Source organism: Acidomonas methanolica, assembly GCF_004346035.1.
GTDB classification, from domain to species: Bacteria; Pseudomonadota; Alphaproteobacteria; order Acetobacterales; family Acetobacteraceae; genus Acidomonas; species Acidomonas methanolica.
Map to the genome: position 1 here is coordinate 79,459 of NZ_SLZN01000009.1, position 21,841 is coordinate 101,299.

Consider the following 21,841-nt stretch of genomic DNA (forward strand, 5'->3'; position numbering starts at 1 on the left):
CAGGGCAGGGGCGGAAGAAGAATGAAAGCGACGGAATGGCTCGTGCCGAGGGCCGAGGGACTCTACTGCGCGCCGGGTGATTTCTTTATCGACCCGCTGGTTCCGGTGCCGCGCGCGGTGATCACCCATGGCCATGCCGATCACGCCCGGCCGGATCACGGCGCGGTGCTGGCGACGGAGGAGACGCTCGCCATCATGCGCCTTCGCCTCGGAGAGGATCGCGCGGGCGCAACGCAGCAGCCCCTGCGTTATGGCGAGGAGCTGACCGTCGGCGGGGTGCGGCTGCGTCTGGAACCGGCGGGGCATGTGCTGGGCAGCGCGCAGGCGGTGATGGAACGCGCCGGGACGCGCGCGGTGGTGAGCGGCGATTACAAGCGCGCGCCCGATCCGACATGCCGCGCCTTCGCGCCCGTGCCGTGCGACCTGTTCGTGACCGAGGCCACCTTCGCCCTCCCGGTGTTTCGTCATCCAGATCCTTTGCGCGAGATCGACAAGCTCCTGCGCGACGTGAAGCTCTTCCCCGACCGCACTCATGTGGTGGGATGCTATGCGCTGGGCAAGTGTCAGCGCCTGATCGCCCTGTTGCGGCAGGCGGGATATGACGGGCCGGTCTGGCTCCACGGCGCGCTGCGTCCGCTGTGCGGACTCTATGAGCGGTTCGGCGTGGCGCTCGGGGATCTGCGCCCGGCGACGGAGGCGGCGAAGGGCGAGTTGTGTGGCGGGATCGTGCTCGCGCCGCCCGGGGCGATCGCGGATCGCTGGGCGCGGCGTCTGGCCGATCCCGTGGTCTGCCTCGCCTCGGGCTGGATGCAGGTCCGGCAGCGCGCGAAATCGCGCGGAGTGGAGTTGCCTCTCATCATCAGCGACCATGCCGACTGGGACGCGCTCCTGACCACCTGCCGCGAGGTGGGGGCGGAGGATATCTGGGTCACGCATGGGCGCGAGGACGCGCTGATCCATGCGCTGGCGGGGTTCGGCATTCGCGGGCGGGCGTTGCGGCTCATCGGCTATGAAGAGGACGAGACCGCATGAGACTCTTCTCGGCCTTGTTGGAGCGTCTGGCCTTCACCCCGGCGCGGACGGTCAAGCTCGCCCTGCTGCGCGCCTATTTCGCCGAGGCGCCGGACCCGGATCGCGGCTATGCGCTCGCGGCCATCGCCGGGACGCTGGTTCTTCCGGCGGCGAGACGGTCGCTGATCCGCGACATCGCGACGGCGCGGGTCGATCCGGTGCTGTTCGAGCTGTCCTATGATTATGTCGGTGATCTGGCGGAGACGGTGGCGCTGATCTGGCCCGTGCGGGAAGCGGCCGTCGAGGAGCCGCCCTCCGTGTCTCTCGTCGTGGAAACGTTGCGCGCGGCGACGAAGAGCGAGATGCCCGGGATCGTGGAGCGGTGGCTCGACGCCTCCGCCCCGTCCGTGCGCTATGCGATCCTCAAGCTCATGACCGGCGGCCTGCGTGTGGGCGCGTCCGGGCGGCTGGCCAAGACGGCGCTGGCGGAGATCGCCGGGATCGCGCCCGACGAGATCGAGGAGATCTGGCACGGGCTGGAGCCGCCCTATCGCCCGCTCTTCGACTGGATCGAGGGGCGCGAGAGCCGGCCCGATCCCGCCGGCGCGCCGGTCTTCCGCCCGCCGATGCTGGCGCATCCGCTGGAGGACGCCGATCTGGCCGCGCTGGACCCCGAGGACTGGCGCGCCGAGTGGAAATGGGACGGAATCAGGGTCCAGCTCGTCCGCACCGCCGGGGGCGTGCGGCTGTATTCCCGCACGGCGGAAAATATCGGCGCGGCGTTTCCGGAGATTCTCGACGCGCTCGACGCGACGGGGGAGGCCGTGGCGCTCGACGGGGAATTGCTGGTCCTGCGCGACGGCGAGGCCGCGCCTTTCGCCGAGTTGCAGCAGCGGCTGAACCGCAAGACGCCGACGGGCGCGATGATGGCGCGCTTTCCGGCCTTTGTGCGCCTCTATGACATTCTGTTCGACAACGGCGAGGACGTGCGGGGGCTCGCCTTCGACGTGCGGCGCAAGCGTCTCGAAGCCTGGGTGGAGCGCGTGAGACCGGAGCGTATGGATCTTTCGCGGCTGATTCCGTTCGCCGATTTCTCCGAACTCGCGGCCCTGCGCGAAGCGGCGCGGGCGGCGTCCATCGAGGGGCTCATGCTCAAGCGGGGGGCGTCCGCCTATCTGCCCGGCCGTCCGCGCGGGATGTGGTGGAAGTGGAAGCGCGCGCCGCTGACGGTGGACGCCGTGCTGATGTATGCCCAGCGCGGCCACGGGAAGCGGAGTTCCTATTATTCGGACTTCACCTTCGGTCTCTGGCGGGAGGGCGAGGACGGGCCGGAGCTGGTGCCGATCGGCAAGGCGTATTTCGGCTTCACTGACGAAGAATTGCGCTTTCTCGACCGCTGGGTCCGGCATCACACGATCGGGCGGTTCGGGCCGGTGCGGGAGGTGGAGAAGGCGCTGGTGCTGGAGATCGCCTTCGACGCCGCGCAGCGTTCGACACGTCACAAAAGCGGGATCGCCCTGCGTTTCCCGCGGATCGCGCGCATCCGCGCCGACAAGCCCGCCCATGAGGCGGACGGGCTGGACGCGTTCGTGAAAGCCTATCTCGCGCACTGAGCGTCGCCGCCCTTGTCGTCCGGTACCTGAGCGCCACTTTAACGCGACGGAGAGGCGTGCTAGGGGCAGGCCGAGATGATGCGCCCATTGATCGCCGTGCTGAACGGCCCCAACCTCAACATGCTCGGTCTGCGCCAGCCGGAAATCTACGGACGGGCGACGCTTGACGACGTGGAGCAGCTTTGCCTCGCCACGGCCGAGAGGCTCGACGTCGCCCTCGATTTCCGTCAGACGAATATCGAGGGCGAGCTGATTTCCTGGGTTCAGGAGATGCGGGGACGCGCGCGCGGCGTCGTCATCAACCCCGCCGGGTACGGCCATACGTCCATCGCGCTGATGGACGCGCTGCTGGCGGTGGGGGTGCCGACGGTCGAGGTGCATATTTCCAACATCCATCGCCGGGAGGATTTCCGCCGCCACACCTATACCGCGCGCGCCGCCATCGGCGTGATCTGCGGGCTCGGCGTGCGGGGATACGCCCTGGCGATGCAGGCAGTTTTTGACATGATCGAGGACGAGGACGAGAGATGAGCCGTATGCTCGTGGACGCGGATGCCATCCGGGCATTGGCCGACATTCTGACGGAAACCGGGTTGACCGAGATCGAGGTCGCCGAGGGGGACAGCCGGGTGCGCGTGGTACGGGGGGGCGTGGTGACGCAGGTCGCCGCTCCTATCGCCGCGGTTGCCTCGACCGCCGCGGCGCCTGCCGCTCCGGCCGATCTGTCGAAACATCCGGGCGCGGTCACGAGCCCGATGGTCGGCGTGGTCTATCTGACGCCCGATCCGACCTCGCCGCCTTTCGTGTCGGAAGGTCAGACCGTCGCGGCGGGGCAGACGCTGATGCTGATCGAGGCGATGAAGACCTTCAACCAGATCAAGGCGCCGAAATCGGGCAAGATCGCGAAGATCCTCGTGGTCTCCGGCAATCCGGTCGAATACGGTGAGCCTTTGGCGATCATCGAATAAGGTTCTGGCGCTCATGTTCTCCAAGATCCTGATCGCCAATCGCGGCGAGATCGCCTTGCGTATCCTCCGCGCCTGCCGCGAGATGGGGATCGCGACCGTCGCGGTGCATTCGACAGCCGACGCCGACGCGATGCATGTGCGCCTGGCCGACGAGGCCGTCTGCATCGGGCCGCCTTCCTCGCGCGATTCCTATCTCAACGTGGCGGCCATCCTGTCGGCGGCGACCATCACCGGGGCCGAGGCGATCCATCCCGGCTACGGCTTCCTCTCCGAGAACGCCGATTTCGCCGAGACGGTCGAGGCGCACGGGCTGACCTTCATCGGCCCGACCGCCCGGCACATCCGCATGATGGGCGACAAGATCACCGCCAAGACGACGATGCAGGCGCTGGGCGTGCCGCTCGTGCCGGGATCGGACGGGGCGTTGCGTTCGGTCGAGGAGGCGCGCGCGGTCGCCTCCCGGATCGGCTATCCGGTGCTGATCAAGGCGGCGGCGGGCGGCGGCGGGCGCGGCATGAAGGTCGCGCGCGGCGAGGACGAACTCGAGGAGGCATGGAGCGTCGCGCGCACCGAAGCCCGCGCGGCCTTCGGCAATGACGAGGTCTATCTGGAGAAATATCTGGATCGTCCGCGCCATATCGAATTGCAGATTCTCGCCGATACCCATGGCAACGTGGTTCATTTCGGCGAGCGCGACTGCTCCCTGCAGCGCCGTCACCAGAAGCTGCTGGAGGAGGCGGGTTCGCCCGCGCTCACGGCGGAAGCGCGCGACGCCATCGGCGCCACGGCGACGGCGGCGCTGGCGAAGATGGGCTACCGCAACGCCGGGACGCTGGAGTTCCTCTATCAGGACGGGCAGTTCTGCTTCATCGAGATGAACACCCGCCTCCAGGTCGAGCATCCCGTTACCGAGATGGTATGCGACGTGGATCTCGTGCGCGAGCAGATCCGCATCGCGGCGGGCGAGCCGCTCGGCTACGGGCAGTCGGACATCTCGTTCAGCGGGCATGCGATCGAATGCCGCATCAACGCCGAGGACCCGGAGACCTTCGCCCCCAATCCCGGCACGATCACCGTCTTTCACGCGCCGGGGGGCCTGGGCGTGCGGATGGACAGCGCGATCTATGCCGGATATCGGGTGCCCCCCTATTACGACAGCATGATCGCCAAGCTGATCGTTCACGCGCCCACGCGCGCCGAGGCGATCGCCCGGATGCAGCGCGCGCTGGACGAATGCGTGGTGGATGGGGTGAAGACGGTGATTCCGCTGCACCGCCAGATTCTCGCCGATCCGCAATTCCGGAAGGGCGATTACACCATCCATTGGCTGGAGCGTTTCGTCGATTCCCTGAAATCCTGAACGCTGCGGGAAAACGGAGAGCGCGCCATGTCCTATTGTGAAACGCTGCGGCTTCAGGCGGTGCCGGGGAAGGCGGCCAATGTGCTTCTTTCCCTCGCCGGACTGACGGATGTTGGACTCTGGTCGGTCGATATCGGACTCCTCAACCGGATCTACGTGATGCGGGTCTCCGATTCTCCGGAGGCGCTGGATGCGGCGCCGCTCGACGCGCCGGAGGCAAGTCTCCCTTTCCTTCAGGGCGTCGAACGCACGCGCTGGCGCTGCCTCGGGGCGGGGCCGAAGCCTGCCGGGCATTATGGCGGCGTGTATGAATGGCGCTGCTACGACGTGAATCCGGGCCGGTCGGCGGAGGCGGAGGCGCTGTTTCTCGCCTCCTTGCCGGGACGTGAGACCCTGTCGCCGCTGGTCGCCGTGATGGCGTCGATCGACGGCCCCCAGCGTTTCGCCCATCTCTGGCCCTATGCCGATCCGAATGCGCGCGCGGCGATCCGGGCGCGTAGCGTGCAGGAGGGGCTCTGGCCGCCTCCGGGCTTCGCCCTCACCGTCTCGCGGATGGAAAACGAACTCCTGATTCCGGCGCAAAACTCGGCCTGGCGCTGAAGGGCGCGGCTTCGGGCATGTGAAAGCGGCTCCTTATGGCGTGCGCCGGATCGGAGCCTGTTCCGGCATCGCCTCGGCCTGACCTTGCCGGATGCCGAGCGCCGCGAGAATGGCCGCGTTCAGCCCGGCCGGGGTGATGTCGGTGATCTTGTGCTCGGCGGGAGTGAGGTCGGTGGGCCGGCCGTGGACATAGCGGATGATCAGATAGGGCGTTTCCCGTCCGGCGTCCGGGTCCAGATCCCCGGGCAGGGAGGGGCGGTGATCGCCGAAGAACACCAGCAGCACGTCCGCCTCCATGCGCTCCAGATCGTTCATCAGCGTCGCGAGCATCCGATCGCTGTTGCGCAGATGGGCTTCATAGGCGGCGCGCGGCGTTTCCAGCCCCAGGCGGCCCCTGGCCCAGGGGCCGTGATTCTCCATCGAGACGCCATGGATGAGGCGCGGCGGGACGGTGCTCTCGACGAGGCGGGAGAGCGCCTCACCGAAGGAACGATCCGCGACATAGGGGCCGGCGCGCTCGGCGGTTTCGAACGCCTCGCCGCCGATCAGCCGCGTGAAACCCCAGCGCGGCAGAAGGCGGTCGCGGCCGTAGAAACGCAAATCATGCGGGTGAAGGAAAATCCGCTCGCCATAGTGTGCGGCCAGCCGGTTCGGGAGCGCATGGAGCCGCGTCTCCTCGCCGGAGAGGAACGGATCGTATTGCCGGAATCCCAGTTGCTCCTCATCGAGGCCGAACAGCACGCCATATTCGGACCGCATGGTGTAGGCGCCGAAACCGCTGACGCGCAGATTTCCCCACTGCGCCGCCTTGCGCCGGGCGTCCGCCAGTCCCGGCAGGGGGGAGGCTCCCGGGAACAGAGCTTCCGGGTCGCAGAATGATTCGCATTGCACGACCAGCAGCGTGGGCAGGGGCTGGCCTGCCATGCATCGCGGCGGTGGGGGGAGCGGGGGCGCATTTTTCCAGCGATGACGATAGGTCACGAGGGTCGCGATCAGGCCGTGACGGCGGAAATCGGCGCGCAGGGCCGGCTGTCGCATCAGCGGAGTGGATTTCAGCAGGACTCGCAACAGCACGAGGGAGAGCCCGCAGAGAAGCAGGCCGGAGAGTCGGACGGCAAGGCTGCCATGCAAGACGGACCAGATCAGGAGTGGCGGCATGGTGAGGGCGGCGATGAGAAGAAGCGTCCTGATCCCCGGAGACAGGGCATGAAGATAGAATTTCGGTTCCCGCAGGAAGGAGACGAGAACGACGAGATCGGAAAAGACCAGCGGCTCGTCCAGCAGGCGCAGCTTGATCGTTGACCCCGCGACGAGCACGATTTCCAGAGCGAGCGTCACGCCAAGTCCGACGAAGGGCCGTCCGCAGAGCATGTCGATCAAACCGAGGACCGCGAGCGGCGGGAGTGTGCGGAGCAGGAAGGCGCTCGTCGAGCGTGCGCGGCGCGGCGCGGCGAGCGCGTCGAGAAGTTCGGTGGCGATGACGAGCAGGAGGCAGGACCACAACAAGATATTCATCCGGTAGATTGTCTTCGCACGTTGTCACCAAAAATCGGGTTGAGAGCCATAGGCTTGCCACAGATTGCGTTCAGAAAGACGACGGGAAACGGAGTGGAAGCCCCGTAGCAGGCGTTTCCCCTTGCGGCTATAAGGCGCGTGAAATGATCATTATTCCTCATTGGGCTTCCGGGTCTGGCCCTTCCGCATCTTGTCCCGGCGTGTGGCTGCCCACACCGCCCTGGTTGCAGGGGAAGCAGGTCGCCCGTGATGCGACCGGGGAGATACACGGCAGGGGCGCCGCCGATCCGGCCGGAATTCTGTCTGGCGAATGTCTGGATGAAATCGCAGCGCTCTTCGCATTGATCCGGCGGGAGCGGGTGGGGGGCGCGTTCTGGGCGCCCGCGCCCGACGCTGATGAGACGATCGAGCATATCCTGCGGCTCCCGGCTGAGGAGCGCGCGGCGCATGGGGTCTGGACCGCCCTGCGTGACACCCTGCCTCTCGACAGGACGCTCGTTCTCCCGCCCGGCTCCGCCGTCCCGGCCTGGCTCGCAAGGGAGGCGGGCGAGGGGGGAAGCCGGATTCTGACGCGCGGCTTCGACGCGCATCGCGTGCTCGGCCCGCATGTCACGCTGTGGTGCGCCGAACCGGACGCCCTGACCGAGTGCCTGGCCGTGTTGACGCTCGCCTATGGCGGAGTCGTCCAGCGTGTTGGAGAACGACGGGAGGAGCTGGGCGCGGCCTGGGCATATGAGAGGGTGCGGTTCGGCACACGCTATGTTTCTCCGTTGACGGGCCAGCCGTGGAGCGCCGAAGAGGCGATCCGCTATCTCGGCATGGTGCGGCGGCAGATGGAGGAAAATCGCCGGATCGCCGTCTGTACGGGCGTCGCGTGGTGGAAGCGGCGCAAGATCGCCGCCTTTCTCGCGGGGTCCGCTCCCCCCGTCTTCCGCCGGACGGCACGGGCGGCGATCCGGACGGCGGAAGCGCGCGGCGGGGATATCGCCGTCTGGTCGTCCCGCCTTTCGCCGGCGCTCAGGCAGTGCGCGACGCGGCGCGGGATCGGCCTGCGGCTGATGGAGGACGGTTTTATCCGCTCGGCGGGGCTGGGCAGCGACCTGTTGCCGCCCTCGTCCATCGTCATCGATTCGCGCGGCATCTATTTCGATCCGACGCGGGAGAGCGATCTCGAACATCTTCTGGCCACGGCGGCGTTCGATCCGGAACTGCTTGAACGCGCGCGCGCCCTGAGGCAGGTGCTCGTGAGCCGCGGCGTCACGAAATATGCGGCGGGAGCAGGCGGGGCCGCCACGGCTCTTCCCGATGACGGCCGTCGCGTCATTCTCGTGCCCGGCCAGGTGGCGGACGACTTGTCGGTCCGGCTCGGCGCGCCGGAAATCGGCGGAAATCCCGGACTGCTCATGCGCGTGCGGGAAGAGAATCCCGACGCGCTGATCGTCTATCGTCCGCATCCGGATGTCGATGCGGGGCATCGCGCCGGAGCGATTCCGGATGAGGACGCCCTGCGTCTCGCCGACGTCATCAGCCGGGACGGACCGATCACCGCATGGATCTCCCGTTGCGACGAACTGCATACCATGACGTCGCTCGCGGGCTTCGAGGCGCTGCTGCGCGGCAAGAAGGTCGTCACCTACGGGCGGCCTTTCTATTCCGGCTGGGGATTGACGGAAGATCGGAGCACGCCCTGCGTGCGGCGCAACAGGGAGCGGTCGCTCGACGAACTCGTCGCCGCGACGCTCTTCCTCTACCCGCGCTATCTCGATCCCCTGACCGCCTTGCCCTGCACGCCGGAACTTCTCATCGAGCGTCTGAACGACGCGCGTCTCTGGCAGCCGAATCTGACGATGCGCGTCCGGCGCCTTCAGGGCGGCCTGCGACGCTGGATCACGCGCAGGCTGGCCCGACGCCGCGTTTTCGCGCAAAAGGGGGCTTGATCATGCAGCAGATTCTCCCCGCCGAGACGACCTCGCCCGTCGCCGAACATCTTCCCCAGCTTCCCATCAGGAATTTCCTGTTTCTCCAGGGGCTTATGGGACCATTCTTCGAACGCGTCGGCGCACGTCTGCGGCGGGACGGCTACGGCGTCTACAAGGTGAACTTCAACGGGGGCGACTGGTGGTACTGGGCGCATCCCGGCGCGATCAATTATCGCGGCGATGCGAGGCAATGGCCCGCGACGCTTCGCCGGATCATCGCCTCGCGCAAGATCACCGACGTTCTTCTTTTCGGCGATTGCCGTCCGCTGCACCGCACCGCGCTGGAGATATGCAAGGAGCTGCATCTTCCCGTTCATGTGTTCGAGGAAGGTTATCTCCGCCCCGACTGGGTCACGCTGGAACTCGGCGGCGTGAACGGGCATTCGACCCTGCCACGCGATCCGGACTACTACCTGCGGACGGCCGCGATGCTGCCACCCGCAGGCAAGCATTTCCCGGTGCCCTCTTCCTTTCGCCGCCGCGCGTTCGAAGGCGTGATCTACAATGCGGCCGATCTGTTGTCGCGGGGGATCTATTTCAACAACTGGACGACGCATCGCCCGTGGCATCCCGTCCGCGAGGGGATCGGCTGGCTGCGGAAGATCGGGCGGGGAAAAGGGGCCCGCAGCCGCTCCACCGCGCTGGAGGCGAAGCTCAAGACGCTGGACGGGCGCTATGTTCTCTTTCCGCTCCAGCTCGACGCCGATGCGCAGGTGCGGATGCATTCCGATTTCGCGGATATCGCGGAAGCGATCACGACGGTCATCTCGTCTTTCGCCGCCCATGCGCCGGTCGATCTCCGGCTCGTCATCAAGGAGCATCCGCTGGATAACGGCGTGAAGGACTGGAAGGGGCTCGTCGCGGAAATTTCCGCGCGCTGCGGGGTCGCCGGCCGGGTTGATTACATGGAGGCCGGGGATATCGCGGCGGTCGTGTGCCAGGCGCGCGGCATTGTAACGATCAACAGCACGACCGGCACGCTTTCCGTCGCGTGCGGCGTGCCGACGATCACGCTGGGACGGGCCGTGTACAACATCGACGGTATCACGCATCAGGGCTCGCTGGACACGTTCTGGACGGCCCCGACACCGCCTGATCCCGCGGTGTTCGGCGCGTTCCAGCGTGTTCTGGTCCATAGCTGTCTGGTGCCGGGCGGATTCTTCTCGGACGAGGCGCTCGAGACGCTCGTCTCCGCCGCGATCGAGCGTCTCGAGCGCCATGCGCCGATCGCTCATCGGGCGCGGACGGCTCCGTCCTCCGCGTCCTCCCACGGCTGAATCCCTCATGACAGAGACAAGGAAACAGCTGTCCATCCTGTTCGACATTTCGCGCCTGATCTCCCGTGCGGCGGAGCCGGTTCCCACCGGCATCGACCGTGTCGAGCTGGTTTATGCGGAGTATCTCCTGGCCCGCTACGCCGACCGGCTGACCTTCGGCGCCATGCACCCGATTCTGGGAACCTATGGCGCGCTTCCCTTCGATCAGGCGAAGGATTTCGTGCTGGAACTTCAGGCCGTCTGGAACGGGAGACCGGACGGGCCGAAAGCCGGGCGGCTCGGGGCGGCGCTGCGCCGCCAGACGCTTCGGCGCCTGCGGCCGAAGATCGGCGGCGAGATCGTTCATCTGCACGTCTCGCATCATCATCTGACCCGGCCGCGCGTGATCCGGAATGTCGTGCGCGGCTATCGCGCGCGCTTCGTGCCGATGGTGCATGATTTCATTCCGCTGGATTATCCGGAATATGCGCGGCCCGGCGAGCCCGCGCGGCACGAGACGCGGATTCGCACCGTGACGCGCTATGCCGGCGGCGTCATCGTGCCGTCACAGGAAGTGCAGGAGGCGATGCAACGCCGGCTGGTCGCGGCCGGGCGGGCGCATGTTCCGGTCTGGATCGTACCGCACGGGGTGCATAAACATCCCCCGAGCGATCTGCCGCCGCATCGCAGCGATCGCCCCTATTTCGTGTGTCTCGGGACGATCGAGCCGCGCAAGAACCATCTTCTGCTGCTCAATCTCTGGCGGCGTCTGGTGACGGAACTGGGTCCGAAGGCGCCCAAGCTCGTGATCATCGGCAAACGCGGGTGGGAAAACGAGAATATTCTCGACATGCTGGACCGCTGCGAAGTGCTGCGCGGCCATGTCGAGGAGCATAACGGGCTCTCGGACGGGGAGGTCGTGCGCTATCTCCTGGGGAGCAGGGCGCTGCTTTTCCCGTCTTTCGTCGAAGGCTTCGGCCTGCCGCTGGCCGAAGCCCTGTCGCTCGGCGTGCCCTCCATCTGCTCCGACATTCCCGTGTTGCGCGAGGTCGGCGGCGATGCGGCGATCTATGTCGATCCCCTGGACGGCGTGGGATTCCGGGCGGCGATCGACAAGGCGCTGCGACACGAACTGCTTCCGGATGCGACCATGCGGGCGCTCAGGGCGTGGAAGCCGCTCTCATGGACGGAGAGCGTCGGGATGGCGATGGCGCGGATCGAGGCGGGCTGAGGGGTCAAAGAAGAACGGCGCGGCGTTCCAGACTTCTCCGACCCGGCGACGACGTTTCCATCGCCGGGATCTGGGAAGTCTCCGCAGGTCAATGCGGCGGGGCGAGCGCTTCGGTGGCGACGCCGCGTGCGGTCGAGCCCGCCGTGGACCCGACCTGGGACGCATAGGAGCGGGCGCTGTTGTAATTCGCCGGATAGGGGCTGTTGCCCACCGCATATGCCGCCTTGCCCGGCGCGGCCACGGAGGGCGGCGTGGCGGACGGGGTCGACGCGGCGGCGGGCAGGGCCACGCGCGAGAGAATGGAGCGCAGCGGGTCCGCGCCGCTGTTGTTGACGCGCATGGTGACGACGATGTCTTCCGGCCCGACGGTCTGGCCGTAATAGGCGCGATTCGCGCCACTATCGACGGTGAGCTTCGAGCCGCCGAGCGAGACGCCCGCGAACAGCCCTTTCGATCGCTGGATTGCGACGATATCGGTGTTCGCGGCGCCCGCCGTGCTGTCCTCGAGACCGCTGCCGACGGTCGCGAAGGAGGCGGAGGCGGCGGCGTTGAACTTGAACTGGCTGTCCAGCAGCGCCTGCAACCCGCGATCCGACATCACGAACAGCATCATCTCCGAATCTTCCATGCCAAGCTGGATGCCGAGCGAACCGGAGCTGAGCGTGTAGAAGGCGGGGTCCGACCATGATCCCTGCGCGGCGCGCGAAAGCAGCAGGCAGCCGCCGCCGGAGCCGCCGATGCCGATCGAGATGCGGAAGATGGACGGGCACACCAGCACGGCGCGGGCCTGGGCGAGATAACGCTGGGCGCGGGATTTCGCCGTCGTTCCCTTGAACAGGTCCTGTACGGCGAGGGTCGCCTTGTCCACCAGCTCCTGCTGTGCGACGGCGCCGGCGGCATATGCGGGACGCTGCAAGCCTGCCGTCACGACGCCGAGGGCAAGTCCGGTCAGAAGCATCTGGCGGAACCGGGAACGGATCAACGGCATTGGGTCAGGCCTCTCGGACGGTAATGACGCCATGTTCGTCACATGGAAATATGGTTGAATCATGAAGCGGCGTTTCAGTCCAGTGCGATGCCGGCCGCATTCGCCAGCGATCGTGCGACTCCCGGGGCGGCGGCGAAGAGCAGCGCCCCGCCCGTCAGCCCGCCGTCGCGCAGGAAAGGGGAGGCGATCGCGCCGGCCTCCCCCAGAAAGACCAGCGCGGCGGCGACGTCCCAGAGATTGATGACCATCTCCAGATAGGCATCCTGCCGCCCGCTGGCGACGTCGCAGAGCGCAAGCGTGCCCGAGCCGCAGGTCCGGGGCATGACGCCGAGGGCCATGAAGGCGTCGATCTTGCCGGTATAGGTCTGCCGCGTCACTTTGGGGCTCCAGCCCATCTCCACTATGGCGGTCGTCGGGTCGGTGACGGGGGACGCCGTGAGCGGGCGTCCGTTCAGGAACGCCCCGTGCCCGCGCCGCCCGGTATAGATCTCGCCCAGCGCCGGCGCGTTGACGACGCCCGCCACCGGCTCGTCATGATGCATCAGCCCGATGGAAATGCACCAGCGTTCCCGCCCCCGCGCGTAATTCGACGTTCCGTCGATCGGGTCCACGACCCAGACATAGCCGCTATGGCGCGCCTCGTCCGACCGCCGTCCGTTTTCCTCGCCGAGGAACCCGTCATCCGGAAACAGGGCGCCGAGACGCTCGGCGAGGAACTGTTCCACCGCGCCGTCCGCCTCCGTCACATAATCCTGCACCCCTTTCGTCCCGCCCTGCGGACCGCCTGGGGGTGGGCGCAGCTTCATCGCGAGGGCGGCGGCCTCCGCGGCGACGGCTTCCGCCGCGGCCAGACGCAGCGCGCGCTCCCGTTCGTCCTGAAGGGCGGGATCGTATGGGCCGGAACGGGTCATGACAGGCTCCTGAGCGGGTTCAGTCCGCGCGCAGCGTGACCCCGAGGGTCGCGCGTAGCGAGGCGGTGATGGCGGGATCTTCCAGAAGGGCGAGGCGCGCCGCCGCCGTGGTGGCGAAGAGATGGGTGAGGGCGCGGCGTCGCGCGGGGGAAAGCCGGTGTTCAGGCGCGGGACGGATCATGGCGCATTCGGCGAGGATGCCCATGGGCAGATCCCGCACGGCGGCGACGAGCAGACCGGCATCCTCCGGCAGGAGATCGACCGGAAAATCCTCGTCGACCGCGAAAAAGAACTGGTCCGACCAGTCGCGGTATTCATGCCATTTCCGATCGGTGAGAAAATCTCGCGGACCGGACTTGACCTCGATGCAGACGAAGCCATGATCCGGACGCAACGCCATGATATCAGCCCGTCGCCCGAGGGATGTCCCGGAGGCGGGCAGGGTCAGTTCGTTGACGGCCGCCCAGCCGAGAGTCCGGCACAAGGCAAGGGCGGCGCGCCGGATGGCGAGCTGGGTCTCCGGCAGGGTGGGTCGCATGTCCCCATTCTGCGCGTTCGGACCGCGAAGGGAAAGGTCGTCCTCACTCATGGCATTCCTGAAAACCGATCTCTGGCGGAGCGTTCTGGTCCGCGCGCCGATCGAGGCCGTCATGCGCGCCGGATCGCTCGACTCCTTCGAGATGATCGTGCTGCCCGATCCGGGGCGGAACCGCATTCTCGCCGATCCGTTCGGCGTGCGGCATGACGGGCGCGCCTTCGTCTTCCTCGAGGCGATGTCCTATGACGAGCGGCATGGGGTGATCGACATGATCGCATTGTCCCCGGACGGCTACGCGATGGCGCGTCACACCGTGCTGCGCGAGGCGTGGCATCTCTCCTATCCCTTCGTCTTCGAACATGAGGGGCAGGTCTTCATGTTGCCGGAGGCGTGCCGGTCGGGGCAACTGAGTCTCTATCGCAGCCGGCGCTTTCCCGAGACATGGGAGAAGGTCGAGGCGTTCCGCTTTCCGGAAAACGCCATCGACGCCTCGCCCGTGTTTCATGAGGGCAGGTGGTGGATCTTCTACACCCCGGCCGCGCGGAAGGAGGGACGGCAAATGACGCTTTGCGCGGCATGGGCGGACACGCTGACGGGAGAATGGCGCCCGCATCCGCGAAACCCGATTCGCGTCGATCGCGGGGGTGCGCGGCCGGGCGGGACGCCGTTCCTCCATGACGGGCATATCGTGTTGCCCGTGCAGGATTGCCGTCGGACCTATGGCGCGGCGGTCCGTTTCCTGCATCTCCACATCGACCCGGATCAGGTGCGGATCGAGGAGGGACCGCGCGTGACCGCGCCGCCGCGTCTCGCGCCCTATACGGACGGGCTGCACACCATCTCGAAACTGGGCGACCAGACGCTCATCGACGTGAAGCGCATCGCCATCGGGCCGGGGCGGTTCCTGCTGGAGGCGAAACGCTGGCTGGGCGCCCGGTTCACGCGGTGAGCGCCGCGAAGGCGATGCAGGCGGGGCGGTTCAGGTGAGGTCGGCGGCGCGCGCGAGGATAGCGCGGCCTTGCGCCTCGAAATTTTCGGCGTTGAAGAGGTCGAGCACGCGGGCGCGCGCGGTCCGGCCCTTCGCGGCCAACTGATCGGGCGCGCGGAGCAGTCCGGCCAGGGCGTCGGCAAGGGCGCGCGCATCTCCCGGCGGGACGATGCGGCCGAAAGCCGGGGTGACGGTCCGGGCGATCTCCCCGGCCTCCGAGGCGACGATTGGCAGTCCCGCCAGCATCGCCTCATGCGCGGCGAGGCAGAATCCTTCCCAGCGTGAGGGCTGGGTGTAGAGATGCAGCCCGGTGAGGAACGCCGCCGGGTCCGCGACATAGCCCGCCAGGGTGACGGGCAGCCCGTCGCGGGCGATCAATCCTTCGAGGCGTGCTCGTTCCTCGCCCTCGCCGCCGATAACGACCGAGAAGGGTGGAAGGTCCGAGCGCTGGCGCAGCAGGGCGACGGCGGCGCAGAGCACGTCGTAGTTCTTCACCGGATGCAGTCGTCCGAGCGAGCCGATCCGCACGGGCTCGCCGCTCCGCCATGGAAGCGCCGTGGGAAAGGCGGGATCGGCGCGGAAGATCGGCCAGATGGCGAGCCGGTCGGGCGCGATTCCGAGCGTGGCGCGGGTCTGGGCCGCGACGCTGGCCGAATCGGCGATCCAGAGTTGCGAGCGGTTGCGGAAGAGCCGCAGCAGCCGGGCATTGGCGGGTTTGAGACGCGCCGAATGCTGCCAGCTGATGACCGGGACGCCGCGCCGCGCCCCGACGATCTGCCCCAGCAGCGTGGCGCGGGACAGGGATGTCCAGAGATGCGTCGGCCGGAGCCGCGCGATCTCGGCGTCCAGCCAGCGGAGCGCGGCGAGATGGTCGGTGCGTCCTCCGGCACGGACCCTCACCTCCAGCCCGGCGGCTTCCATCGGCGCGACAGCCTTGCCGTCGCGCCGGGTCAGGGCGAGCACCGTCACCTCATGCCCCGCCTCGCGCATGACCCGCGTGACGTCGGGGACGGGGAGGGCCGCGCCGCCGCCTTCCACCGAATTGATGATATAGGCGCCCCTCACGTTTCGGACAGAATCCGCTCGACCAGAGTCAGATCGGCGGGTTTGTCCACATCGACCGCCGCCTTGCCGTCACTCATCGGCACCAGCCGGACGCGCGCGCCGGTCAGGCGTTCGATGTGGCGGCAGAGCGCCGTGCTGGTGAGCGTTCCGGTCACGGCACGCAGCAGGATCGTCGGGCCGAGGATCGCCGCCATGCGCCAGGGTTTCTTGCGCTCGCGTTCGAGCCGCTGCCAGAGTCTGACGACGTCGCGCGAGGCCGGCGTGGCGAAGAGAAAGAGGTTGCAGCCGGAGAAGCGCATGTCGCGCAGGCGGATATAGGTGCGCTTCGTCCCCGGCACATCGCGTTCGATGACCGCGCGGGTGGCGACGGCGACGGCGAGATCGCACGCGTCCGATTCCGCGAGGAATTCGGCGATCCAGACCGGGCGGAGCAGCGGGTGATCCGCCGTGGTCACGAGGAGCGGCGTGCCGCACGCCGCGATCGCCTGAGCGACGCTCGCGCTAGGGCCGGGCGCGGCGGGCAGGAAGACGACATTCCCCGCCACCTCGCGCAGATCGTCCGGTGCTTCGGTGGAGACGTGGATCGTCCCCAGCCCCGGCGTGGCCCGCAAACAGTCCAGCACGCGCGCCAGCATCGGACGCCCCGCGACCGGCAGAAGCGCCTTGTGCGCGACGCCGCCGTGGCGGGCGAGCGGGTCCCTGTCTCCGTCGCGCGATCCCGCGAGAACGAGAACTGGAAGCTCCGTCACGCCGCCGGTCGCGCGCTGCCCGGTTTTGCGCCCTCGGGGCGGTCGCGCGGCGGCGCGCCGGTCTGGCGCATGACCCAGGGAAAGCGCGCGGCGCGCTCGACCGTATAGCCGAGATTGAACACATGCGCGCTGCGGGGACGCGAGCGGGCGTCCTCATAGAAGCTGCCGAAGAGGCGATCGGGGAAATAATTGGTGATCCCGTAATTGCCGTCCTCGTCATGGAAATGATGCAGGAGGTGCAGCGCCTTCATCCGCGCCACCCAGCGCGAACGCGGCTTGTAGGCAAGATGCTGGATGCAGTGGAAGAATTCGTAGACGCAGGTCATCGCAAGGCCGGTCGCGATCGCCGCCCAGGCGCCCGGCCAGCCGCCGACGGCATAACCCAGCGGGGTCACGATGATCGCGATGGTCGGGATCGTGTTCAGGGGCGAGCCGAAGAGCACGTCCAGCAGATGCGGGTCCTGATGGTGGTCGAAATGGATGCGCTTCCAGAGCCCGGCCGTCAGCGGGTTGCGATAGAGCCACTGGCCATGAAGGATGAAGCGGTGGATCGCGTACCAGGTGATCGGGTAGATCGCCACGACCAGCGCGACGGGAATCAGGACATGCATGAGCGGCGGATGCGCGCGCAGGCAGAGCGTCGTCGTCAGGACGATGAGGGCGAAATAGAGCAGGATGGTCGGATAGGTGAGATAGGCCATCCAGAGTTGCGGCAGATTCATCTTGCCCAGGTCGAAGCTGCGCCCGGTCCGCAGGGAGGCGCGGTTGCGCCACATTGCCAGTCTCCCGTTCGGTTGGGACGGGTCGTTTTGCGGATCGGAGGAAAGCGGTCGGGACTCGTTCATGATTCTTCCATCTTCAGCACCCAGGTCATCCCCAGCAGAACGGCCATGAGCGGCGTGGCGAGGATGGCGAGCGGTGCGGGCAAGGTCCCGGCATTGCCGAGCGCCTGCACAATTCCCTGCAACACGATATAGGCGAACCCTGCGCCGAGAGCAGCCACCGGCATCATGCTGCGGCTGCCGGTGCGGGGTGGGATATAGACCACAGGCAACGCCAGGAGAAGCATCACGCTGAGGTTCAACGGCATTATATAGGGCGCAAACAGCGCCATGCGATAGGTCGCCTTCGGTAAACTTGCCGGTGCGCCGCCATGAAGCACGGCCCGCACCTGCGTCGTGGACATCTGGGGATAGGGCTGGGCGAGGATCAGCACCTCGTCCGGAGTGACGTTCGGGAGGGGAAGGGGAGACGAGGGCACGGCGCTGGCGATGACCTGGTCGCGTGTGAGGACGAGTCTGCGCATGTCGCGCCCTTCCCATTGTCCTGGCCCCTCCCGTCGATCCTGCGACCAGCGCGCCGTCGCGGCCCGGTCCGACGCATGCAGGACGCCGCCTCGCGCGCGCTGATAGATGTTGACCCCATAGAGAATCCGGCCGCTGGCCCCGAAGCCCGTGATGTGGACGATCGCGTCGCCGTCATGGAACCAGAGATCCGGACTGATGCTTTCGGGATGCGGAGCGGACGCGTTCCACCACCGGGCGAGCGCCAGTTCGGAGCGCGGCGCGAGCACCTCATGCAGAAAGAGTCCGGTCGCGGCGGTGCCGAGGACGGCAGGCAGGAGGAGGAGATACAGCGCGCCGGTCGTCAGCCCGGCCGCGCGGAGGCTCGCGATCTCGCTGCCGAGCGTGAGCCGGGTCAGCAGCGCGATCGCCCCGATCAGCACGCTGAGCGGCAGGGCGCGCAGCACGATGGCGGGGAGATGCAGGAGCGCGTAGGTCGCCACCCCCCGCAGCCCGAGGTGACGCGCCAGGATCGGCGTCGTCTGCTCCAGCAGTCCGAGGATCTCCATCAGCGCGACGAGCACGAAGGCGCAGAGCAGGATATGCCCGGCCAGCGCGCGGGTCATATAGACGAGCAGGACGTGCCGGGGGGGGCTGGGGGACCTGCGGGAGAGTGTCATGACGGGCGCGTCAGCTTGCGCCGCCGCCACGAACCGCGCGACCGGCGCAGCAGGACGGCGAGGCAGAAGGTGCAGAAGACGAGTTCCGGCAGCCAGATCGTCGGCACGGGGGACAGGCCTTTCGCTGCGACGAGGCCATGGCCGAGTTGCAGCACATGGTCGAATCCCACCAGGCTGAGTGCCAGCAGGATGAGACCGAGCACGGGGCGGCGGCGTTTCGCGCCCATGGCCAGCGCGACGGCGAGGGCCGGGATGAAGGGGATGGCCAGGGCCCGGGCGACGCGGAAATGCAGTTCCCCGCGCAGCTCCGTTGCGGCGATGCCGTTATCAGGCGCGCCGTGCAGCGCGCGGATGAGTTCGAAGAGCGTCAGTTCCCGCTCGTCGGCCCCGCGTTTGCGGAAGCTCGATCCCGTATGCTTTTGCAGGATCAGCCGCCGGCTGTGAACGAAATGCGTCTGGGTCGGCGTCTTGACGCTATCCGGGCCGGGATCGGTCAGGATCGTGCCGTTCCAGAGGTCGAGACGGGTGGCGGAGCGGTCACGCGCGATGGTCAGCAGCCCGCGCTCCGCCGTCACGATCCGCACGACGCCCGCGTTGTCGTGGTCCCGGATGAAGACGCGGCGCAGCACCGTGCCATTATGGCTCACGCCGTCCGCCGTCAGGACCGAGCCGCTCCCCGTCGCCGCGAACATGCCGGCCTGGAGATGGGGCGCCCAGCCGGTATGCGCGGCGAAGTAGAACCCCGCGCGGAAATCGTAGCGGGCGAAGGGCTGGATATAGCCGTAGAGAAGCACGCTCAGCGCGCCCAGCAGCAGCCCCGTCAGCATGAAGGGGCGCGCGTAGCGGATCAGCGAGACGCCGCTGGCCATCAGGGCGTCGATCTCGTTATTCTCGCTCATCCGCCGGGCGATCTGATAGACGCTCACGCAGAGCGCGGCGGGCAGGGCGAGGCCGAGATAATGCGGCAGAAGATCCGTCAGCAGCCCCAGAAAGGTCGCCAGCGAGCTTCCCGCCGCCGCGAGATCGTCGAACAGGACCAACAGACGTTCGAGCAGCAGGGCGGCCAGAACCGCTCCCAGCGAGATCAGGAACGGCGGAAGGAGCTGGGCGAACAGATACCGATCGAGCGTCGGCAGGCGGTCCTGGGTCATGAGACGGGTCGCAGCCAGCTCCGTTGCGTCAGGGTTTCCAGGCCGTCGCCCGCCGGCCGCAGGACGCGGCGCGTCAGGTCGATGCGCCAGGCCTCGTCCTCGCGCCTGATGTCCAGCGCGTTCCAGCCCGCGCGCCGTCCGGGCTTCGACGAGTCCAGCGAGGCCGAGGCGGAGCCGATCAGCGGGATGCCGGCGCCGCGCACGGTCGAAGCACTCGCGTCGTGCGAGTGGCCATGCAGGACGAGTTCCGCGCCCGCGGCCTTCAGGGCGGCGGTCACGGCGCGGCTGTCGAGCAGGGATTTGCGCCAGGGGACGAGGCCGGTGCGGGGCGGATGGTGGATGAGCACCACCCGGCATGAGCCGCGCAGGCGGCGCAGCAGCGCGGCGAGCCGCGCCGTCTGCCGTGCGCCGACGCGCCCATAGGCCATGAAGGGGGGGCTGGGAACGGCGCTGTTCACGCCGATGAGCGCGACGGGGCCGATGCGGCGGACATAGGGAAAATGAGCCTCGTCGGGCGCCATCCAGGGCGACCAGAGCGCGAGTCCCTTCGCCCAGGGCAGGCCGGTCATCCTGTCGTGATTGCCCGGGACGATCACGGCGGGGGCAGGCAGGCCCGCCAGCCACGCCGCGCCGGCCTCCATTTCCGGGATCAGGCCGAAATTCGTCAGATCGCCGGTCATCGCGATCAGCGCGGGATGATGGGCGGCGATATCCGCCACCACGGCGTCGCCCAGCGCGGCGAGATGATGATGGCGGCGGTTAAAATGCCATGAGAGCAGGCTCAGCGCGCGCTTGTTCATGAGGTCGCCTGCCGCGACGGGCAATGGTGGCGGGAGATGAACGTCCGAGAGATGGGCGATCCGCACCACCGGGGGGAAGGACTCAGGCATGAGGTTTTCATAGCCGATCCGCATGCCTCTGTCGCCTCGGGGTTGACCGATCGGTTCAGACGGCGTTTGAGAGGATGTTTTTCATCCGCGGAGCGCTGTTTTCCTTGACTGTCGCCTTGATCCACAATCCCCGCAGCCGCCGGAACCGACACACCGGCTCGGCGTTCGTGAGTGAGGCGTCGCAGTTGCTGGGGCGGGATTTCCTGTTGCCGACCTCGCATGACGAACTGGACCGGCGCGTGGGCGAACTGGCCCGGCGCGGGGTGGACCTGATCGTGGTCGATGGCGGTGACGGCACGGTGAGCGACGTGCTCACGGCGATTCATCGGGCCTATCCCGCCGACGCGCTCCCGCGAGTCGCCGTTTTTCCGTCCGGCAACTCCAATCTGATCGCCGGCGATGTCGGGCTCCGTCGGCGCGGCATGGAGGCGCTGCGGCGGATCGTCTCCGCGCCCGAAACATTCGTGCCCATCCGCCGTCGCCCTCTGCGGATCTCATGGTCCGACGGCAGCCAGCCCGAGCGGCTGGGAATGTTTCATGGCAGCACCGGCTTTGCCCGCGCCATTGCGATCGCCCATTCGCCGCATGTCCTGCGCTATGCGCCGCACGGCTTCGCGGTCGCGGCGACGCTGATCGGCGCCGTCGGCGGCCTGGCGCTGAAATCGCGCCGGTCGATCTGGCTGAACGGCGACGCCGTGGACATTCGCGCCGGAGAGGACGTGCTGCCGCATGAACGCAGTTTTCTCTTCCTCGCCACCGGCTTGCAGCATCTGGATCATGGCATCTGGCCGTTCTGGCGGCGGCCCGGCGACCCGGTGCAGGGCGTGCATTTTCTGGAGATCGCCGCCCGTCCGCGCCGTCTTGCCCCGGCGATGCTCGCCTTGTTGCGCGGGCGTGCGCCGGACTGGCTCCGCGCCCATCCGGATTACCGCAGCGGCTGCGTCGACGAGATCACGCTGCGAAGCCGAAGCGATTTCGTGCTCGACGGCGAGGAGCTGAGTCCCGGCCCGGGAGGCAGTATCGTGGTCGGGCGCGGGCCGGTCTTCACCTTCCTTCAGGGGTGAT

General features: G+C 67.8%; 21 protein-coding genes. 11 read left to right on the top strand and 10 right to left on the bottom strand.

Annotated elements, in window-relative coordinates:
• Positions 1-21: 21 nt before the first annotated feature.
• From EDC31_RS08925 to EDC31_RS08950, 6 genes are all read left to right on the top strand, one after another.
• Entirely contained in the window at positions 22-1,032 is a 1,011-nt protein-coding gene (locus EDC31_RS08925; protein ID WP_042057324.1) for a ligase-associated DNA damage response exonuclease, read from the top strand.
• On the top strand, positions 1,029-2,624 hold the full coding sequence (locus EDC31_RS08930) for a cisplatin damage response ATP-dependent DNA ligase (protein WP_042057322.1): 1,596 nt from the start codon (positions 1,029-1,031) through the stop codon (positions 2,622-2,624). The genes EDC31_RS08925 and EDC31_RS08930 overlap by 4 nt, the downstream gene beginning before the upstream one ends.
• A 75-nt stretch (positions 2,625-2,699) precedes the next feature.
• Entirely contained in the window at positions 2,700-3,155 is a 456-nt protein-coding gene (gene aroQ / locus EDC31_RS08935) for a type II 3-dehydroquinate dehydratase (RefSeq protein ID WP_042057320.1), read from the top strand.
• A complete protein-coding gene (locus EDC31_RS08940) occupies positions 3,152-3,592 on the top strand; it encodes an acetyl-CoA carboxylase biotin carboxyl carrier protein (RefSeq protein WP_042057318.1) in 441 nt (146 codons plus the stop codon). The genes aroQ and EDC31_RS08940 overlap by 4 nt, the downstream gene beginning before the upstream one ends.
• A 13-nt stretch (positions 3,593-3,605) precedes the next feature.
• Positions 3,606-4,952, top strand: coding sequence for an acetyl-CoA carboxylase biotin carboxylase subunit (gene accC, locus EDC31_RS08945; protein ID WP_042057317.1), 1,347 nt, complete (start codon positions 3,606-3,608; stop codon positions 4,950-4,952).
• Positions 4,953-4,979: 27 nt separating this feature from the next.
• Positions 4,980-5,552, top strand: a complete 573-nt coding sequence (locus EDC31_RS08950) for an NIPSNAP family protein (RefSeq protein WP_042057316.1) — start codon at positions 4,980-4,982, stop codon at positions 5,550-5,552.
• Between the two features lie 33 nt (positions 5,553-5,585).
• Here the strand turns inward: EDC31_RS08950 and EDC31_RS08955 are convergent, their stop codons facing one another.
• Entirely contained in the window at positions 5,586-7,067 is a 1,482-nt protein-coding gene (locus EDC31_RS08955) for an LTA synthase family protein (protein WP_042057315.1), read from the bottom strand.
• 200 nt (positions 7,068-7,267) lie between these two features.
• Here EDC31_RS08955 and EDC31_RS08960 point away from each other — a divergent pair, with 200 nt between their 5' ends.
• From EDC31_RS08960 to EDC31_RS08970, 3 genes are read left to right on the top strand one after another with little or no spacing between them, the layout of a single operon-like run.
• Entirely contained in the window at positions 7,268-9,004 is a 1,737-nt protein-coding gene (locus tag EDC31_RS08960; protein WP_158310313.1) for a capsular polysaccharide export protein, LipB/KpsS family, read from the top strand.
• A 2-nt stretch (positions 9,005-9,006) separates the two neighbouring features.
• On the top strand, positions 9,007-10,323 hold the full coding sequence (locus EDC31_RS08965) for a capsule biosynthesis protein (protein WP_081797487.1): 1,317 nt from the start codon (positions 9,007-9,009) through the stop codon (positions 10,321-10,323).
• 7 nt (positions 10,324-10,330) lie between these two features.
• Positions 10,331-11,533, top strand: coding sequence for a glycosyltransferase family 4 protein (locus EDC31_RS08970; protein WP_042057313.1), 1,203 nt, complete (start codon positions 10,331-10,333; stop codon positions 11,531-11,533).
• A gap of 88 nt (positions 11,534-11,621) precedes the next feature.
• Here the strand turns inward: EDC31_RS08970 and EDC31_RS08975 are convergent, their stop codons facing one another.
• The 3 genes from EDC31_RS08975 to EDC31_RS08985 all read right to left on the bottom strand — a co-directional run bounded on the left by EDC31_RS08975 (position 11,622) and on the right by EDC31_RS08985 (position 14,021).
• A complete protein-coding gene (locus EDC31_RS08975) occupies positions 11,622-12,491 on the bottom strand; it encodes a lipid-binding SYLF domain-containing protein (RefSeq protein WP_042057410.1) in 870 nt (289 codons plus the stop codon).
• A 104-nt stretch (positions 12,492-12,595) separates the two neighbouring features.
• Positions 12,596-13,432 (bottom strand): inositol monophosphatase family protein, encoded by an 837-nt coding sequence (locus tag EDC31_RS08980; RefSeq protein ID WP_042057311.1) that lies wholly within the window; start codon positions 13,430-13,432, stop codon positions 12,596-12,598.
• A 19-nt stretch (positions 13,433-13,451) separates the two neighbouring features.
• Positions 13,452-14,021 (bottom strand): MmcB family DNA repair protein, encoded by a 570-nt coding sequence (locus EDC31_RS08985; protein WP_239641591.1) that lies wholly within the window; start codon positions 14,019-14,021, stop codon positions 13,452-13,454.
• Here EDC31_RS08985 and EDC31_RS08990 point away from each other — a divergent pair.
• The gene (locus EDC31_RS08990; protein ID WP_042057309.1) at positions 14,020-14,919 is read left to right on the top strand and encodes a glucosamine inositolphosphorylceramide transferase family protein; all 900 of its coding nucleotides are present in this window, start codon (positions 14,020-14,022) and stop codon (positions 14,917-14,919) included. The two genes, EDC31_RS08985 and EDC31_RS08990, sit on opposite strands and share 2 nt — an antisense overlap.
• Positions 14,920-14,949: 30 nt before the next feature.
• On the opposite strand, the gene EDC31_RS08995 is transcribed toward EDC31_RS08990, so the two are convergent.
• The 6 genes from EDC31_RS08995 to EDC31_RS09020 all read right to left on the bottom strand — a co-directional run bounded on the left by EDC31_RS08995 (position 14,950) and on the right by EDC31_RS09020 (position 20,776).
• Positions 14,950-16,023 carry a glycosyltransferase gene (locus EDC31_RS08995; protein WP_042057307.1) on the bottom strand — a complete coding sequence of 358 codons (1,074 nt, stop codon included), beginning with the start codon at positions 16,021-16,023 and terminating at the stop codon, positions 14,950-14,952.
• Positions 16,020-16,772: a nucleotidyltransferase family protein gene (locus EDC31_RS09000; RefSeq protein ID WP_042057305.1), complete on the bottom strand. Its 753-nt coding sequence runs from the start codon at positions 16,770-16,772 to the stop codon at positions 16,020-16,022. The genes EDC31_RS08995 and EDC31_RS09000 overlap by 4 nt, the downstream gene beginning before the upstream one ends.
• The gene (locus tag EDC31_RS09005) at positions 16,769-17,548 is read right to left on the bottom strand and encodes a sterol desaturase family protein (protein WP_042057303.1); all 780 of its coding nucleotides are present in this window, start codon (positions 17,546-17,548) and stop codon (positions 16,769-16,771) included. The genes EDC31_RS09000 and EDC31_RS09005 overlap by 4 nt, the downstream gene beginning before the upstream one ends.
• Positions 17,549-17,613: 65 nt before the next feature.
• Positions 17,614-18,735, bottom strand: a complete 1,122-nt coding sequence (locus EDC31_RS09010; protein WP_042057301.1) for an LptF/LptG family permease — start codon at positions 18,733-18,735, stop codon at positions 17,614-17,616.
• On the bottom strand, positions 18,732-19,886 hold the full coding sequence (locus tag EDC31_RS09015; RefSeq protein ID WP_042057299.1) for an LptF/LptG family permease: 1,155 nt from the start codon (positions 19,884-19,886) through the stop codon (positions 18,732-18,734). The genes EDC31_RS09010 and EDC31_RS09015 overlap by 4 nt, the downstream gene beginning before the upstream one ends.
• A complete protein-coding gene (locus EDC31_RS09020; RefSeq protein ID WP_042057407.1) occupies positions 19,883-20,776 on the bottom strand; it encodes a metallophosphoesterase family protein in 894 nt (297 codons plus the stop codon). The genes EDC31_RS09015 and EDC31_RS09020 overlap by 4 nt, the downstream gene beginning before the upstream one ends.
• A 104-nt stretch (positions 20,777-20,880) precedes the next feature.
• Between EDC31_RS09020 and EDC31_RS09025 the strand changes: the two genes are divergently transcribed.
• Positions 20,881-21,840: a diacylglycerol/lipid kinase family protein gene (locus tag EDC31_RS09025; protein ID WP_081797495.1), complete on the top strand. Its 960-nt coding sequence runs from the start codon at positions 20,881-20,883 to the stop codon at positions 21,838-21,840.
• The last annotated feature ends 1 nt before the right edge of the window (position 21,841 follow it).

Excerpts from the sequence above, each read along its gene's own strand:
- EDC31_RS08925 (WP_042057324.1), top strand. The coding sequence starts at position 22 with ATGAAAGCGACGGAATGGCTCGTGCCGAGGGCCGAGGGACTCTACTGC.
- EDC31_RS08930 (WP_042057322.1), top strand. The coding sequence starts at position 1,029 with ATGAGACTCTTCTCGGCCTTGTTGGAGCGTCTGGCCTTCACCCCGGCG.
- aroQ (WP_042057320.1), top strand. The coding sequence starts at position 2,700 with ATGATGCGCCCATTGATCGCCGTGCTGAACGGCCCCAACCTCAACATG.
- EDC31_RS08940 (WP_042057318.1), top strand. The coding sequence starts at position 3,152 with ATGAGCCGTATGCTCGTGGACGCGGATGCCATCCGGGCATTGGCCGAC.
- accC (WP_042057317.1), top strand. The coding sequence starts at position 3,606 with ATGTTCTCCAAGATCCTGATCGCCAATCGCGGCGAGATCGCCTTGCGT.
- EDC31_RS08950 (WP_042057316.1), top strand. The coding sequence starts at position 4,980 with ATGTCCTATTGTGAAACGCTGCGGCTTCAGGCGGTGCCGGGGAAGGCG.
- EDC31_RS08955 (WP_042057315.1), bottom strand. The coding sequence starts at position 7,067 with ATGAATATCTTGTTGTGGTCCTGCCTCCTGCTCGTCATCGCCACCGAA.
- EDC31_RS08965 (WP_081797487.1), top strand. The coding sequence starts at position 9,007 with ATGCAGCAGATTCTCCCCGCCGAGACGACCTCGCCCGTCGCCGAACAT.
- EDC31_RS08970 (WP_042057313.1), top strand. The coding sequence starts at position 10,331 with ATGACAGAGACAAGGAAACAGCTGTCCATCCTGTTCGACATTTCGCGC.
- EDC31_RS08975 (WP_042057410.1), bottom strand. The coding sequence starts at position 12,491 with ATGCTTCTGACCGGACTTGCCCTCGGCGTCGTGACGGCAGGCTTGCAG.
- EDC31_RS08980 (WP_042057311.1), bottom strand. The coding sequence starts at position 13,432 with ATGACCCGTTCCGGCCCATACGATCCCGCCCTTCAGGACGAACGGGAG.
- EDC31_RS08990 (WP_042057309.1), top strand. The coding sequence starts at position 14,020 with ATGGCATTCCTGAAAACCGATCTCTGGCGGAGCGTTCTGGTCCGCGCG.
- EDC31_RS08985 (WP_239641591.1), bottom strand. The coding sequence starts at position 14,021 with ATGAGTGAGGACGACCTTTCCCTTCGCGGTCCGAACGCGCAGAATGGG.
- EDC31_RS09005 (WP_042057303.1), bottom strand. The coding sequence starts at position 17,548 with ATGTGGCGCAACCGCGCCTCCCTGCGGACCGGGCGCAGCTTCGACCTG.
- EDC31_RS09010 (WP_042057301.1), bottom strand. The coding sequence starts at position 18,735 with ATGACACTCTCCCGCAGGTCCCCCAGCCCCCCCCGGCACGTCCTGCTC.
- EDC31_RS09015 (WP_042057299.1), bottom strand. The coding sequence starts at position 19,886 with ATGACCCAGGACCGCCTGCCGACGCTCGATCGGTATCTGTTCGCCCAG.
- EDC31_RS09020 (WP_042057407.1), bottom strand. The coding sequence starts at position 20,776 with ATGCCTGAGTCCTTCCCCCCGGTGGTGCGGATCGCCCATCTCTCGGAC.